18 protein-coding genes and 2 pseudogenes are annotated in these 14,776 nt (G+C 47.2%); 17 read left to right on the forward strand and 3 right to left on the reverse strand.

Annotation, left to right across the window (positions count from 1 at the left end):
• Positions 1 to 237 (reverse strand): transposase (locus JK216_RS16745; protein ID WP_212712144.1); only part of this gene is annotated, 237 nt, incomplete at its 3' end.
• A gap of 64 nt (positions 238 to 301) precedes the next feature.
• Here JK216_RS16745 and JK216_RS16750 point away from each other — a divergent pair.
• The gene (locus JK216_RS16750; protein ID WP_212712155.1) at positions 302 to 706 is read left to right on the forward strand and encodes a LysR substrate-binding domain-containing protein; all 405 of its coding nucleotides are present in this window, start codon (positions 302 to 304) and stop codon (positions 704 to 706) included.
• 120 nt (positions 707 to 826) lie between these two features.
• Here the strand turns inward: JK216_RS16750 and JK216_RS17215 are convergent, their stop codons facing one another.
• Positions 827 to 958, reverse strand: coding sequence for a S24 family peptidase (locus tag JK216_RS17215; protein ID WP_343878094.1), 132 nt, complete (start codon positions 956 to 958; stop codon positions 827 to 829).
• 671 nt (positions 959 to 1,629) lie between these two features.
• On the opposite strand from JK216_RS17215, the gene JK216_RS16760 reads away from it, so the two are divergent.
• The 13 genes and pseudogenes from JK216_RS16760 (at position 1,630) to JK216_RS16820 (ending at position 12,368) form a co-directional block, all read left to right on the forward strand.
• Entirely contained in the window at positions 1,630 to 2,367 is a 738-nt protein-coding gene (locus JK216_RS16760; RefSeq protein WP_212709427.1) for an aspartyl/asparaginyl beta-hydroxylase domain-containing protein, read from the forward strand.
• A 134-nt stretch (positions 2,368 to 2,501) separates the two neighbouring features.
• Positions 2,502 to 3,434 (forward strand): glutaminase A, encoded by a 933-nt coding sequence (gene glsA, locus JK216_RS16765; protein ID WP_212709428.1) that lies wholly within the window; start codon positions 2,502 to 2,504, stop codon positions 3,432 to 3,434.
• A 109-nt stretch (positions 3,435 to 3,543) separates the two neighbouring features.
• Positions 3,544 to 3,852, forward strand: coding sequence for an acid-activated periplasmic chaperone HdeB (gene hdeB / locus JK216_RS16770; RefSeq protein WP_212709429.1), 309 nt, complete (start codon positions 3,544 to 3,546; stop codon positions 3,850 to 3,852).
• Between the two features lie 111 nt (positions 3,853 to 3,963).
• Positions 3,964 to 4,287, forward strand: a complete 324-nt coding sequence (hdeA, locus tag JK216_RS16775) for an acid-activated periplasmic chaperone HdeA (protein WP_212709430.1) — start codon at positions 3,964 to 3,966, stop codon at positions 4,285 to 4,287.
• 390 nt (positions 4,288 to 4,677) lie between these two features.
• A pseudogene (gene ssb / locus JK216_RS16780) lies at positions 4,678 to 5,212 on the forward strand (single-stranded DNA-binding protein).
• Between the two features lie 13 nt (positions 5,213 to 5,225).
• Positions 5,226 to 5,423, forward strand: coding sequence for a DUF4160 domain-containing protein (locus tag JK216_RS16785; protein WP_249213209.1), 198 nt, complete (start codon positions 5,226 to 5,228; stop codon positions 5,421 to 5,423).
• 18 nt (positions 5,424 to 5,441) lie between these two features.
• Positions 5,442 to 5,705 carry a DUF2442 domain-containing protein gene (locus tag JK216_RS16790; RefSeq protein WP_212712145.1) on the forward strand — a complete coding sequence of 88 codons (264 nt, stop codon included), beginning with the start codon at positions 5,442 to 5,444 and terminating at the stop codon, positions 5,703 to 5,705.
• 629 nt (positions 5,706 to 6,334) lie between these two features.
• On the forward strand, positions 6,335 to 7,207 hold the full coding sequence (locus JK216_RS16795; protein WP_212712146.1) for a ParA family protein: 873 nt from the start codon (positions 6,335 to 6,337) through the stop codon (positions 7,205 to 7,207).
• Complete coding sequence (gene dnaB-PI / locus JK216_RS16800; RefSeq protein WP_212712147.1) at positions 7,204 to 8,568, forward strand: SPI-7-type island replicative DNA helicase; 1,365 nt, start codon at positions 7,204 to 7,206, stop codon at positions 8,566 to 8,568. Before JK216_RS16795 ends, dnaB-PI begins: the two co-directional genes overlap by 4 nt.
• Positions 8,565 to 10,193, forward strand: coding sequence for a ParB family protein (locus JK216_RS16805; RefSeq protein ID WP_212712148.1), 1,629 nt, complete (start codon positions 8,565 to 8,567; stop codon positions 10,191 to 10,193). Before dnaB-PI ends, JK216_RS16805 begins: the two co-directional genes overlap by 4 nt.
• Positions 10,177 to 10,791, forward strand: a complete 615-nt coding sequence (locus JK216_RS16810) for a DUF2857 domain-containing protein (protein ID WP_212712149.1) — start codon at positions 10,177 to 10,179, stop codon at positions 10,789 to 10,791. Before JK216_RS16805 ends, JK216_RS16810 begins: the two co-directional genes overlap by 17 nt.
• A complete protein-coding gene (locus tag JK216_RS16815) occupies positions 10,788 to 11,039 on the forward strand; it encodes a hypothetical protein (protein WP_249213210.1) in 252 nt (83 codons plus the stop codon). The genes JK216_RS16810 and JK216_RS16815 overlap by 4 nt, the downstream gene beginning before the upstream one ends.
• A gap of 96 nt (positions 11,040 to 11,135) precedes the next feature.
• Entirely contained in the window at positions 11,136 to 12,368 is a 1,233-nt protein-coding gene (locus tag JK216_RS16820) for an STY4528 family pathogenicity island replication protein (protein WP_212712150.1), read from the forward strand.
• Here the strand turns inward: JK216_RS16820 and JK216_RS16825 are convergent.
• Complete coding sequence (locus JK216_RS16825; protein ID WP_212712151.1) at positions 12,365 to 12,655, reverse strand: hypothetical protein; 291 nt, start codon at positions 12,653 to 12,655, stop codon at positions 12,365 to 12,367. The genes JK216_RS16820 and JK216_RS16825 overlap by 4 nt on opposite strands.
• Before the next feature lie 168 nt (positions 12,656 to 12,823).
• On the opposite strand from JK216_RS16825, the gene JK216_RS16830 reads away from it, so the two are divergent.
• The 3 genes and pseudogenes from JK216_RS16830 to JK216_RS16840 all read left to right on the forward strand — a co-directional run.
• Positions 12,824 to 13,579 (forward strand): PFL_4669 family integrating conjugative element protein, encoded by a 756-nt coding sequence (locus JK216_RS16830; protein WP_212712152.1) that lies wholly within the window; start codon positions 12,824 to 12,826, stop codon positions 13,577 to 13,579.
• The gene (locus JK216_RS16835; protein ID WP_212712153.1) at positions 13,576 to 14,133 is read left to right on the forward strand and encodes a hypothetical protein; all 558 of its coding nucleotides are present in this window, start codon (positions 13,576 to 13,578) and stop codon (positions 14,131 to 14,133) included. The genes JK216_RS16830 and JK216_RS16835 overlap by 4 nt, the downstream gene beginning before the upstream one ends.
• A gap of 13 nt (positions 14,134 to 14,146) precedes the next feature.
• Positions 14,147 to 14,722, forward strand: a pseudogene (locus JK216_RS16840) (toprim domain-containing protein); the annotation flags it as partial.
• Positions 14,723 to 14,776: the final 54 nt, after the last annotated feature.

Consider the following 14,776-nt stretch of genomic DNA (forward strand, 5'->3'; position numbering starts at 1 on the left):
TATCTCGGCTTTAAGCCGTTCTTCGGCATACATCTTTTTGAGGCGACGATTTTCGTCTTCCAGCTCTTTCAGGCGGGCCATCATGGAGGCATCCATCCCGCCAAAGCGTGAACGCCACTTATAGAAGCTGGCATTACTCATACCATGCTCGCGGCACAGTGCAGAAACCGGCGTTCCGGCTTCGGCCTGTTTGAGAATGGCCATAATCTGGCTGTCGGTAAAACGTGATTTTTTCATAGAGATCTCCCCTGTTCAGATTACGAGAAAATTCTACTTATGAACACACCGGTTTTTCGGGGGGATTACCTATGAAGAATACTATGTGTGTTTATTACGGAAAGAACACCCGCTGGCACAGCCCGGAGCACTGACTCTTGATAGTTTCTGTGCCATGGATCATGCACTGTTCTCCTACACCGGTGACAGTTTTCACGGAGTCACCGATGATGCGTTGGCTGCGATTGGCCGTTCCAGGCATATAGCACTTTCCGTGTACAGTTTTCTGGTATTGCCCGAAATACTGCGAGTCAGTGAGCTGATCAGTGTGGTACCGCAAAGACTGGCACGTAATCTGCCGGGCTTAACAGTCATGCCGCCGCCACTGGCAATTAAAGGCTTTAGTAAAACTGCAATCTGGCATGAACGAACACACCGTGATCCCGGCTATCGCTGGCTGCGTGAACTGTTGTTCACTATCACCCACTGAGCTGATACATGCCTACAGGGGCAGGGTAAATTATCTGTCTGCTCAATACCTTTAATGACATGTTTAACCACACCGAAGCTCTCAAACGGGTCAGCATCCGTCACAGAGACCAGCGGGGATTCATTCTTCTGAGATGTAAAGAAGGCCGTAAACTTGCCCCGCCAATGAGGCCACCACAATATCACCCGCTCCGGCGGTCAGTGAGCTATCGACAATCAGCATATCACCGTCAGCGATACCTTCTTCTGTCATCGAATCACTACTGCCCCGGATAAAACAGGTTGTTACCGGATACGCAATCAATAACTAATTAAGATCAATTCTTTGTGCAATATAGTCCCCGGCAGGTGACGGGAAGCCACAGGTAACACGACTGATAAAAAATGGCAGGTCCAGTAATAGTGGTTTATCTGCCGCCCGGTAAAGTATCACAACCCCGTTTATTACTGTTGCTATGTGCTGTGTTATGGACGGGTCATCCTGATCACCTTTTAGTGTGCAATTTTTTAAAACCTCTGATTCAAAAGGATTTACTTATATTGATCGGATCCATTTGCTCTGATCTTCCTGCATAAAATAAAGGGATCAGCAATCACCGATCCATGCCAGCCGCAAAGGATCCCTCTCTGCAATAACCTTACCCTGCCTTTATCCCCGGAGCCTGGCGGAAAAAAGCAGAGTATCAAAACTGACTCCTTCGCCAGTTTTGATAAAAAACACAGGGGCATTGATGGCATTTTACAGACAGTTTATTTCAGGTGCCGTATGAAGGAATAAATAACCACAGATATCAGATTATCTCCATTAATTACCCAGCATTCAGTAAATACCCTGAGTAGCACTTATAAATATGATTAATCTGTTTATCCGGGCATTCCATCATCATAGTGCATATATTAATTTATTATGACAGGAATATAATTATGCAGCCCGCATCACGCCCGGCTTTTTATCGTCGTTTACTGATAAAAACGGGGAAAAAATTCTTACGCTGGAATAACTATTTCCAGACAAAACATTCACTTATTGCAACTACTCCAAAAATTGACAACTCCGCTTTCGACTGGGTTTATTTACTGGAAAATAACTGGCGGGAAATCCGCGGAGAATTAGATATATTACTGAAAAAACCACAGAATATTCCTTCCTTCCATGAAATATCTCCTGACCAGCAACGGATTTCCAAAGGTGACAACTGGAAAACTTTCGGGTTATATATATACGGTAACCGGATTGAAGCAAACTGTGCCCTCTGTCCGAAAACAGCAGCACTGATCAGTGCAATCCCCCATATGCGTACTGCCATGTTTTCTATACTACAGCCCCGCTATCATATCGTTCCTCACAAAGGCCCGACCCGAGCCATGGTGCGTGTGCATCTGGGGCTTATCGTGCCAGAAGAACGGGATAAAGTATGGATCAGGGTGGCTGACCAGAAAATGCACTGGGAGGAAGGTAAAGTCATCCTGTTTGATGACTCTCTGGAACATGAAGTACGTAATGATAGCGATGAATGGCGTGCCGTCCTGTTTCTGGATGTCGACCGGCCCATGGACAAAACCGGAACTCTGGTCAATAAGCTTCTCTTTTCCCTGATTAAAGCCAGCCCTTATATCAAACAGCCATTGAAAAATATTTCTGCATGGAACCGGAAGTACTGAGCGGGAGTAGATTAAGCCTGCTCATATAAGTACCCGTAATCTGCTATCAGGCATTCCCTGGTTCAGGAAAGGCTATACTCTTATCGACTCCTCCATGAGGTAAACGCCACACTGTTTTATAACAGGAGATTACTATGCAACAGGATCCACAGGTCATCCGGCAGTCCATTGAGCAGGCCCTGCAAGAGTCACTCTCCCTGCAAGGAGGGAAAAATGCAGACTATATCCCCTTTCTGGCACAAGTCCCTTCACACCTCAGCGCCGTGGCGGTCGTCACTGCAGAAGGGGCTGTTTATCAGGCCGGTGATAGCAGTTATCCCTTTGCCATAGAGTCTATATCGAAAGTCAGTACCCTGGCGCTGGCCCTCGAAGAAGCCGGTCCTGCCGCGATTAAAGAAAAAATAGGTGCCGACCCGACCGGACTCCCTTTTAATTCAGTTATTGCCTTAGAACTGCACAGCGGGAAACCTTTATCACCCTTAGTCAATGCCGGGGCAATGTCTGCGGTCAGTCTGCTGAAAGCAAACGATGCTGAACAGCGCTGGCAACGTATTTTACATCTGCAACAACAAATGGCCGGTTCAGCACTCGCCCTCTCAGAAGAAGTTAATCAGTCGGAGCAAAGTACCAACTTTCATAACCGGGGTATTGCCTGGCTGCTGTATTCTGCCGGCTATATGTATTGTGACCCTATGGAAGCCTGCGAGGTTTATACCCGTCAGTGTTCAGTACTGATTAACACGACACAACTGGCGACTTTCGCCGCCACCCTTGCAGCCAGAGGGATGAACCCACTCACCCGCCAGCAGGTACTCAGGAAAGATAACGTTCCCTGTATCCTCGCAGAAATGACAATGGAAGGTATGTACGGTGCCTCGGGCGACTGGGCATACAGTGTCGGACTGCCGGCAAAAAGCGGTGTCGGCGGGGGTGTTATTGCCGTCGTCCCCGGAGTGATGGGAATTGCGGCTTTTTCACCGCCACTGGATAACGAAGGCAACAGTGTACGTGCTCAGGCAATGGTCGCTTCGGTGGCCAGTCAGCTGGGCTATTCGCTGTATCGCTGAACATGCCTGCGGAAAAATATCTGTTCACTATTCTGGATATTTCCTATTGTCAGACTACTATTATGAGTAAGGCTATCCTTTTAACTCACAGGTATAAAAGAGAAGACTCATGAAAATCAAAGCGATGATACTTGCTGTTGCCGGATTATCTTTTTTTTCTGCAACCGCCGTTCAGGCTGCAGATACTAATACCGAACATATGACCTGCCAGGAATTTATAAATCTGAATCCCAAAGCAATGCTGCCCGTTGCATTCTGGATGCTGAATGATAAAACAACCTATAAGGGCGGAGATACTGTTGATTTACAGGAAACTAATAATATCGCCATCCCGCAGGTTATCGATTTATGTAAAAAGCATCCGCAAAATAAACTGTATGACTTTAAAAATGAAATTCATGACCTGCTGAAAAAATAATACACCATCATATTACATGGAAATATAGCTATTTAATAAAATATAGCTTTATTTCCTATGGTTATATTCACCGATGTATCTTTTAACAATACAGAAAGAGAGGTTAGTAAGATGAATAAGTTCTCCGGAGCCATTGTTGCCGCTTTACTCGTATTGCCTGCAGCCAGTTTTGCGGCTGATCATACCGCACATCAGACCAGGCCTATTACTAAATGGACCTGTAATGATTTTCTGAATCTGGATATGTCTTTCCAGCCAACTGCCGTCGGATTCGCTGAAGCACTGAACCAGAAACAAAAACCTGAAGACGCAGTACTGGATGTCAGCGGCATTGAGAGCGTTACCCCGGTGATCGTACAGTTGTGTGAACAAAACAAATCTGCCAACTTCAAAGCGACTACCGATAAGGCCTTCGAACAGGCGCCGAAAAAATAACATCTCGGTGCTGTTATTGTATGGCGGTGACCCTCTGGTTATCGCCATTATATTGTTATTAACAGATAACCTGTTTACCGACATCTGAAACAGTTGCGAAAGATAGTCACCGGCAAGACAATATTAATAAAAACGTCATCCTCCTGAGTATTTGAAAACATAAAAATCATACTATTTTAATATGCTATTTAATAACTCTGATATAAATAAATAACCATTAAAATATTAATATATATTTGTATTGAAAAAAATTTTTATGACTTTTCCGGTTAGTGGTTCTGAGCTTTTGCTTTGTCACGTGAATGCCTGATCTGATCCTTCAACTCAGCACAAATGCGATTTATTCAACACCGCTGTGTGTAGTTATCATCTCCTGACGTATCCGAATCTATTAAGTCACTACAGGTCATTCTTGCCGGATATTTAGACCAGCCCCCCGAAGTACGCTATACATCCAGCAGCAGCGCAGTAACCACTATTTCAGATGACGTGATAAGCAAACCAGTGAAATGAAGAAGCAGACCGAATGGCTCCGGGTCGTACTGTTTGGCAAACTGGCGGAAGTGGCCGGTGAATTTTTGCGTAAAGGCTCACAGATATACATTGAAGGCCAGTTAGTTACCGGTAAATGGCCGGATAAGCATAGTCAGGAGCGTTATTCTACAGAAGTGATGGTCAACGTGAACAGTAGCATGCAGATACCGGGAAGTCGTCAGCAATCGGGTAGCTCCTCTTCTCACTCCCGGGATTCTTAACAACAAGGATGGGGACAGCCTCAGCAGCCCGTATCAGGGGGTCAGCCACCTCAGGTGGGGCGTTGTCTTCAGGAAGTCCGGCTGCGGGGATGCCGATGGATTTTGACGACCACATCCCTTTTATCGGATCTGGTTATGGTATTAATCGGGCAGCCATACACGTAATCTGACAGGGAGAGTATTATGCCAACAGTATTAAGGATCGGCGCCTATCGGTTTTACTTTTACAGTCATGAACCGAATGAACCGGCGCATGTCCATATTGATAAAGGTAATGCAACCGCTAAAATATGGTTACATGATATCAGCGTCGCGCGTAGTGTGGCTTTGCTTCGCACCAACTTCGTGAACTACAACGTCTGGTTAAAGAACATCAGATAACACTCCGGGAGGCCTGGGATGCTTACTTTGCAACGTGAGAACGATATTCGCGTAATGAATGTCTGCATTGATGATGATCGGCTGACGGTTGACCTCATGGACGGGCGCAGTATCTCTGTTCCCGTTGCCTGGTTCCCTCGTCTTGCTGCGGGTACTGCTGAGCAGCGACAAAACTGGGAGCTTTGTGGTGCCGGTTATGGTATCCACTGGCCTGAACTGGATGAAGACCTGAGTACCGAAGGACTACTTCGTGGTGCTAAAGGTGTGACTCCACGCCATTGACCGGTGTCATTTAACAAAACGGAAACGCTGACTTTGCGGTCGGCGTTTTTTTTATCTGCGGAAAATCAGTTATTAATTGAATCAATACGGGGCACGGTTCAGGAACCGGAGTACCCGCTTCCGCCAGCTTAAGAATGGCGATGATCTGGCTGTCAGTAAAACGTGATCATTGAGATCCGCTACCCTTCCGGTCATAGAAATCCCCCCTGAATTCAGGTGAGTAGAAAATGCTGCTTATAAAAATACCGGTTTTTCGGGCGGATTACCATGTACCGGAACTGTCAGGAAAAGACCGGATGCGCTTCAGACAGGAAGCCGGGGAAATCAGTAACCAGCCAGAAAGAGGCGACAAACGAGGTAAAAACACATCAGAGAGCAGGGCTAAGGGTAACACCTGAATACCCCGGGGAAGGTCCATAAACAGACCATAGAGCAGAAACGACAAAGCCCCGCATTTCTGCGAGGCTTTTGAAATAGTGGTGCCCGAACTCGGAATCGAACCAAGGACACGGGGATTTTCAATCCCATAGTTGATTTGCTTCGATTTGCTGTAGATATCGATTCCTAATCGATAGTTATGTCCTGGCGAATGTGAATACGCATCCAATTACAACAATTGGATACGACACATGACGATAGTTCCCGTAATTTCCCCAAAAGGCGGAGAAGGTAAATCTACTTTTGCTGCAAACATCGCTGGTTTTTCAGCTGATGCTGGTCTTAAAACACTACTGCTTGATGCCGACTGGTCCCAGCCTACAGCCAGTAGTATCTATACGCTGACCGAAGAAGCACCATATGGTATTTCAGAACTGCTGATGCAGACCGTCAGCGACCCCGCATTGACCATTTCAAAATCTTCTATCCCTAATCTGGATGTAATCTACTCTAACGACCCTGACGAACTGCTTCCTACTGCAATGTTGCATGCTGCAGACGGGCGTATACGTCTAAAAAACATTCTTCAGCATCCTTTCTTTACCGGTTATGACCTCATAATAATTGATTCTAAAGGTGCTACTGGCGTCATGACGGAACTTTCCATACTGGCCTCAAGTGGGAATGTTCTGGGCGTAGTCAAACCGATCCTTCCAGACGTTCGCGAATTTATTCGTGGCTCTCTTCATATGCTCACTCGCCTCAGAACCTATGAAAACTACGGTATAACGCTCCCGGGTATTTCCATACTGGTGAACTGCTTCGAGAACACTTTACTTGACCGTGAAGCTATGGCCAGCCTTTCTCATATCATTAGTGAAAAGCAATATGATCGCTCTGTATTAGGGGACCGTGAGATATTCAGCCTGCTCGAAACCCGGATTGAAGCACTGGAAATATTCAAATTAGGCCATGTACGAGCTCAGCCGGTACACCGCCTGGAATACAAAACGAATCGCGTTGGCCCAGCGGCTGCAACCATCATCCACAGCCTTGCCTGTGAGCTTTTCCCACAATGGAAATCTCAGTTTGATGACGTGCTGGCTCGGGAGGTTCGTTCATGAAATCAGTAGAAGCTATTCCACGCTCGATAGAAGCTGAACAAGCAGTACTCGGTGGTCTGATGCTGGATAACGACCGCTGGGACGAAGTTGTTTTAGTCCTGGCTCCGGAGGACTTTTCTAATGGCTCGCACAGAGCCATTTATCGTGAAATGGCAGAACTGGCCATCGAGAGTTTTCCGCTGGATCTTATCACCGTCTCCGAAAGACTAGAAAACAAGGGGCTACTGACGGGAGCCGGTGGCTTTGCATATCTGGCAGAGATGAGTAAAAACACACCTTCAGCGGCTAACATAATGGCTTACAGTGCCGTTGTTCGTGAAAAAAGTCGTCTTCGTAATCTGATGGCGATTGGTAACAATATTGTATCCGACGTGAATGCTCCCAATGCTGACGCAGCTTCGGTTATGGAGTCTGCCGAAAGCAAGATTTTCCAGTTAGCTCAACAGGGAATGGAACAAGGTACCTCCGAAATGGGGATGCAGGATTCCTTGGCTGAATTGGTCAGTAAGTTGGAAGCCCTCATCCAACAAGGAGGCATGCCTGGCACGCCTATGGGATTCAGTGAACTGGATTCAATGACTTCCGGCCTACAAGCAGGTGATCTGATCCTACTGGCTGCGCGACCTTCAATGGGTAAAACTTCTTTTTCTCTGGCCGCTTGCCTGGCAGCAGCCAGAGAAAAACCCGATGAAAGTGTGTTCATCTTCAGCCTTGAAATGCCTCGTTATCAGCTGATGATGCGTATGGTTTCCATGGTCGGGCGGATCGAGCTTGAACATCTTCGCAGTGCGAAGTTAAACGATGAGGACTGGGGACGTATCTTTAACGGGGTTCAAGACCTGATGCCTCTGGATAAACTCATTATTGATGATACGAGTTATCAGACTCCCGCTACGCTCCGAGCCCGAGCCCGCCGTTATGTCAGAAAATATGGCTCACCTTCCCTCATTATGGTCGATTACCTCCAACTGATGACGGCTCCCGGAATGGAAAATCGGACTCAGGAAATTGCTGAAATATCGCGTTCTCTGAAAGCACTTGGGAAAGAGCTGGGTTGCCCGATTGTGGCTCTTTCACAGCTTAACCGCCAGGTAGAACAACGTGCTGATAAGCGACCAAATAATGGCGATTTACGCGATTCCGGCGCGCTGGAACAGGATGCAGATCTCATTATGTTCATCTATCGCGACGAGTTCTACAACGTGGATTCAGAGGATGCAGGCGTTGCTGAAATCATCATCGGCAAGCAGCGTCAGGGGCCTACAGGTACGGTTAAAGTTCAGTTTGATGGCAGGTTTACACTTTTTTCAGATTTTCAGACAGGTAGTTTCGGACACGATTACAGAGGAGGACAGTTATGAGCCGGAAAAATATAAACACAGGTGCGGCCATGCTCCAGCCTGGCCGCAGATCGGCTAATCCCGCTGTTGTCATTCCTGTCATGGATATGCCAATGGTTCTGACACTCGACCAGTGGGGACCTAATCCCGACAACCCAAGAAAATCTAAAAACCCACGTTATGAAGATATTAAAGAGTCAATCCGGGCACGTGGTCTGGACACCGTTCCGAAAGTCACTCGTGACCCTGAAGGTGGTGAAAAATATATTGTCAGCGATGGCGGTAACACGCGACATCAGGTTTTGTCAGAACTGTGGCAGGAAACCGGCGACGAAAAATTCTATCGTACTCATGTTCTGGTAAAACCATGGCCGGGGCGGTTGCAGTGTCTTATAGGTCACTTAGTTGAAGGGGACGTTAAAGGTGAGATCTCCTTCATAGAGAAAGCAATCGGCGTACACAATGCGCGGGTTATTCATGAGCAACAATTAGGAAAGTCGGTATCGTTGCGTGATCTATCTGCAATGCTTACGCAGTCCGGATTACCTGTGCATTACTCTACCATCAGCAGAATGGAAGATGCTCTGAAATTCCTCAATCCTTGGATGCCAGAGTTACTAGCCTCTGGGTTGGGCCGTCCGCAAATAATCCTGCTGCTTGCCCTTCGTCAGGATGCCCAACGGATTTGGGATGAATATATACTTCTTTCAGAAGATACAGGTAAATCCTTTGATGAGGTTTTCGGCGAATGCTGTAAAAAATTCAATGACCCGGAATTATGGTCTCCCGATATGTTCCGGGACGAGTTTATTGGCGACCTGCTGAATGCGCTCCCACATCCTGATCTGAACTACGACCGCTGGGTGATGGAGCTGGATCCTAAAGAGAGAAATCGCCGGATGATCTTCGGTGAGAACAAGCCTGATAACGATGGACTTACTGCTTCTGATGCCAGTTCAGTGGTTAATACACCAATAACCGATTTAGCACCTTTATCCGATGCAGCATCGTTGGTCGCGGCCTCGCCAGTTGCCAATGAATCCCCTCTGGAGACTGAGCCACTGTCTGTTGGGGATGATGCCTCAATTCCTCCTACAGTCGAGAAAAAAACAGAGTTACAGCCTGATTTATACGGTGGTTCTCCTGTTATATCCGGGGATGTTGTTCCTGAAAATAACCAGTCAGAGGAAAATTTGGCGGCCCTTCTCTCACCGGAAATTGATGAAGAGAATACATCAACAGATTCTGCCTCAGTCTGGGCTATTCCCGCATTTGAAAACAATATCGAACATCTTCAAAATCAAGTCTTTATGACCGCCTGGGAGATAGCTGAATTTTTGGGCTGTGATGATGAAATTCTTCCGGACCGCGAATCCGATCTCTCCGCTGGCTACTGTGCCTCTTCTGAAAACTGCAGCGAGCCTGCCTTGTTCCTCCTTTCCTTGACAGGTCATAGCTCTGACCAACGAACCGCGATTCGTCTGGATACTTTGCTCATTGGCCATGCTGCAGAGCAGGATGTTCCTGTTCTGGATGATGTAAATGCACTAAAGGTTTTGCGTTTAATCCGTCTGATGCGTCGTTTACGCGAGTTGCAGCGCAGTATTTCATCAGCTTCAGATATTGAGGATGGTACTCATGAATAATTTTTCTCAGGCAGCTAACGGCCTCCTGATGCAATTGGTTATGGATATTAAATCTGGCTATCTGCGCCGCTGTGAATCACTGGGGCTGGAAAGAGAAGAAATGCAGATGCTACAGAGCCTGTCACTTGAAGAACTTCACTATCTGGCTAACTCAGGTGTTGCGGTAATTAATGTCAGCATTAACCACGGCAATCTTAGCAGCATGCTGATGCGAGCACGGATGGAATTGATGCGGATGCAACGTATCGACCGAGCGCTTGCGCTCGGAGGTTCCATTGAGCTCATGCAGGTATTCTTCGGTCTGGGTAGCACGGATGTGGCTGCCCGACGTCGTGTCACCGGGATTGACGTCCGTCCCGGCAGAGGCAACAGCCTGAGTGACGATGATAACGCTGAAATCTGGCGGCAATGGCAAAAATCTGCCGTTGAAGATGCCAACAGTGCTGATGGGCTTGATGTCATGATGCTCGCTGCGGAACAGCTTGACGTTAGCCTGACGTCAGTCTGGCATGCAGTTAAGGGCTGGCACAACGGTAAGGGGAGACGTTCTTCGCAGGCTCAGATCAGTGCAAAGTCCTCAATCAGGAGGACAGCATGAAGAAGATGAAAACCGTCGGCTATTCCATCCGCGCTTTACCGGGAACTCCTGAGCAATGCTGTAAGAAAGCCGTACAGCAAGTGAAGATGTTTCATCAGGGTGCTCATAATTTCACACGGATTGATGACAGAGGCTGTGGCTATTTCAAAATCAATCTGGGGCCTTTCTGGAGGCTGCTGAGTCGTAACGCCGGACGTTCGTGGGATCTGATCAGCCATGAGCGATATAACTCAGCTATTCGCAAATAAGTGCCCTTATCCTGCGCCCGGTTACGGACGCAGTCCTAAGCACACTAAGCTAATAACACAACGGCCACAACGAATGGTCAGAGAAGGGATAAAATAATGACATTGCCAGCTGACAGCCTAATTGCTCATGCACTGGAAAAAATGCATACCAGACTAGCGGCTAAGCCTCGCCATGAAGACGGTAAAGTACGTAGTGGTTTGCTTTTTACCGGGAATATACATGACGCTATGCCTCGCAGGCTGTTACTGGATACACGCCTCTCTCCGCTGGATAAAATGGGCTGGATGATGATCCGACTCTATGCGCAAACCAATGAAGGTGCAATCTTTCCCACTTACGACGAACTACAGTTACAACTAGCCTCTCCGGGACGCGGGAAAGCTCCTCGTGAAACAGTCAGCCGTGTTTTACTTATGCTCCGAATAACCGGCTGGATTAGCTTGTGTCAGCGCGTTCGAGATAATCATGGCCGTGTCAGGGGCAATATCTATGCGCAGCATGATGAACCGCTTACCTTTCGTGATGCTGAGTTACTCGACCCCCGCTACCTTGATACTGTAGCTGAAGCATGCCTGAGCAAAAATAAGACGATCAGTGAAACGGCATTGCTAGTGCTGAATGAAATTAAATTAGATCCGACCATGCGCCACTATCGCAGCCATATATCCATGCTTGAAACTCGTATGGGCTATGCCCAGAATGGCAGCCAGATGGCTGGCCGTCAGGAGGTAATGATCGGGTCCGCTCAACTGAGTTCGGATTCCGAACCAGGTAAAAATCGGGGAACTACGAAGGCAAATAAACTGAGTTCGGAATCCGAACCCAGTAAAAAACAAAACCAGAAAACACTGAGTTCGGAATCCGAACTACCAGTAAAATCAAGCGGTTCAGACAGAGTTCGGAAACCGAACCATTACGTACGTAGTTTCACACAAAGTGTGAATAAAAATACGTACGTATTACCGACTGCACTTATGAAAATCGTCAGTCAGGATGAGCAGTCCATGCTGACCAGTCAGCTCAGTGCTTTACCTGATGAACTCTCATCCCAGATCCTCACAGCCTTTGCAGAGATGATGTCTAAAAAACAGCTGAGTAACCCTGTAGGCTGGATGTTTACGATGCTGAAAAAAGCCAGAGAAGGCGCTTTGAAGCCACTGCCCCAGGGTACTCAGAAAATACAAACTCCAGTGTCAATTCCATCTGGTCGCCCTGAACAAAAACGATTTGTGCCTAAACCTCGTGATATACAACCAGCTTCACAGGAGACGGTGCTTCGCCTGGTTAGCGAGCTACGCACCAAACTGAACAAACCTAAACACAGCTAAGACAGCTCAGTGTTGCCACTGGCAATAGCGGTTAAATAATACTCAGTGTTGCCACTGGCAACAGTGGTTAAATAGTAGTCAGTGTTGCCACTGGCAACAGTGGTTAAATAGTAGTCAGTGCTGCCACTGGCAACAGTGGTTAAATAGCAGTCAGTGCTGCCACTGGCAACAGTGGTCAAATAGCGCTCAGTGTTGCCACTGGCAACAGTGGTTAAATAGTATTCAGTGTTGCCACTGGCAACAGTGGTTAAATAGTAGTCAGTGCTGCCACTGGCAACAGTGGTCAAATAGCGCTCAGTGTTGCCACTGTCAGCAGCGGTTAAATAGCTCTCTCCTTCCTGTATTTACCTGTGCAAAAAATTTCAGTTGTTTCGGATCTGGTTTTCAATTGTTACCTCCCCCTGTTCACGATGAATATCTCTAATTCCATCAGGATCAAACAGAGATAAAAGGTTATGGCTGAACAAAGAAACATTTCTAAGGTTAGGACTAATGAGTCCGACAAAGAACAAACCGCAGGGGTATTGCAGTCTTCACTCTCTGTTGAGCTGCATTCCATCTATGCGGTGCGGTTATGGGAAGGCCGGCCCCGGTCGAGCTCGGGGAGAGGACAAAATAAAAGTGTTAAACACGCCATAATGAGCATGCCTCAGGCGATTAAAAAAGCGGGTGTGATTTATTTTGATTCTCTCTCTGATAACCCATACGCAGATGAGGCAATGCTAAAAATCGAAGAGTCCCTCACCGAAGCTGGAGGCCGGATTCAGAGCTATGTGACTGATCTTGAGAAAATTATTAAATCAGTGCCTTCCACCGTTTCATTCACTGACGTTATCTCTTCATCACCACTGAACATCGGAGTGTTTAGCCGATCACCATTAGGATACCGCTGCGTCTGGTTGTTGGTCGGATATGACCAGATGGCACTAAAGGCATTTCAGGCTGCCCATTACGGCCTAATCTCTCGCAATCAACGTGATGATTACTTACGTCATGGCGCTCACCTGATTAGAAAAATTTATGGAATTTTAAGGCCGTACAGCACCATCGCCGTTACAAGAAGAGACTTGTCTCAACAAACGAAGGCGGGGATCAGTGCGATTGAACAGCTGGGACACCCAAATCCTGATGTTTTATCAGGTAAAAAGCGTTCGACATTTTCACCTCCCTTGAAAACCGGAAAAATTCGCGAAAAGGCCAAAAAGTCATGAAAAAATTAGTGTTTATGATTATCCCCCTAACGGTATTGAGTGGCTGTGCAGGTACTGACTGGGCGTCTATTAATCAGAAAGTCAGTGACAGTGCCTCAAGCCTGAATAATACAATCAAAGGGGCCATCGGTTCGGGAACATCCGGGGGAATGCCTGTAATGGCATTGCCGCAGCGTGGGGGCGGGAATACAACTGATAAGACTTTCAATATACCGGTTGATGTTGACACAGCAGCTGCACGCTTAAAACGACATTACAAGTTTATCTCCTCTGGTGAATTAGAAAATCTCCGTAATGCTAATTCCAGTGGTGGTTGGACGACAGCAGCAGCTGTTGATGACTCACATCCAGTATGGGATGCCCAGCCCGGCAGTTATTACAAAATGGGTTCGGACTGGAATGATAATGATCACCTGGAGATAGAAGTTGAAAAGAATGGGTCAGGTAGCAGGCTGTATGTTGTATATCGCTCCCCGTCAGATAAACGCCTCTCCGGCACTGGCGTACAAAACCTTATGAAAGACATCCGCGCAGTGGCTGTGGGCCAGCGCTGATAAGGGGAGATTCATGCAGCTTTATCTTTGTGAAAAACCGTCTCAGGCCAAAGATATTGCCCGTGTACTTGGTATCAGTCAGCGCGGGCAGGGATTCATCAGTGGAGGCAACGTTACGGTTTCATGGGCTATAGGCCATCTACTTGAACAGGCTGGACCTGATGCATACGGTGAACAGTACGGTAATCCCTGGAAAGCGGAGGTTCTTCCGATAATCCCCGAAAGCTGGCAGATGGTTGTAAAAAGCCAGACTAAGGCTCAGTTTTCAGTGATAAGTAACCTTCTTAAAACTGCTTCTGAGGTTATTATCGCCACCGATGCAGATCGAGAAGGTGAAGTGATTGCTCGTGAGCTGCTTGAATATTGCCGCTACAAAGGAACTGTCCGCCGTTTGTGGCTCTCTGCACTGGATGAAACCAGCGTCAGAAACGCTCTTGCCAATATTCTGCCCGGGGAAAAGACCGAAAAATTATATGATGCTGGTAAGGGGCGAAGCCGCGCTGACTGGCTGATAGGCATGAATCTGACCCGTTTGTATACTGTGAAGGCCCGCGATGCAGGGATATCTGTAATGGTCAACTTAAACCGGACACGGATTTAGGCACATTGTTGTAATCGGCGTTCATATTCATTCGGCGATATA

Source organism: Tatumella sp. JGM94 (genome assembly GCF_018257595.1).
Lineage (GTDB): Bacteria > Pseudomonadota > Gammaproteobacteria > Enterobacterales > Enterobacteriaceae > Tatumella > Tatumella punctata.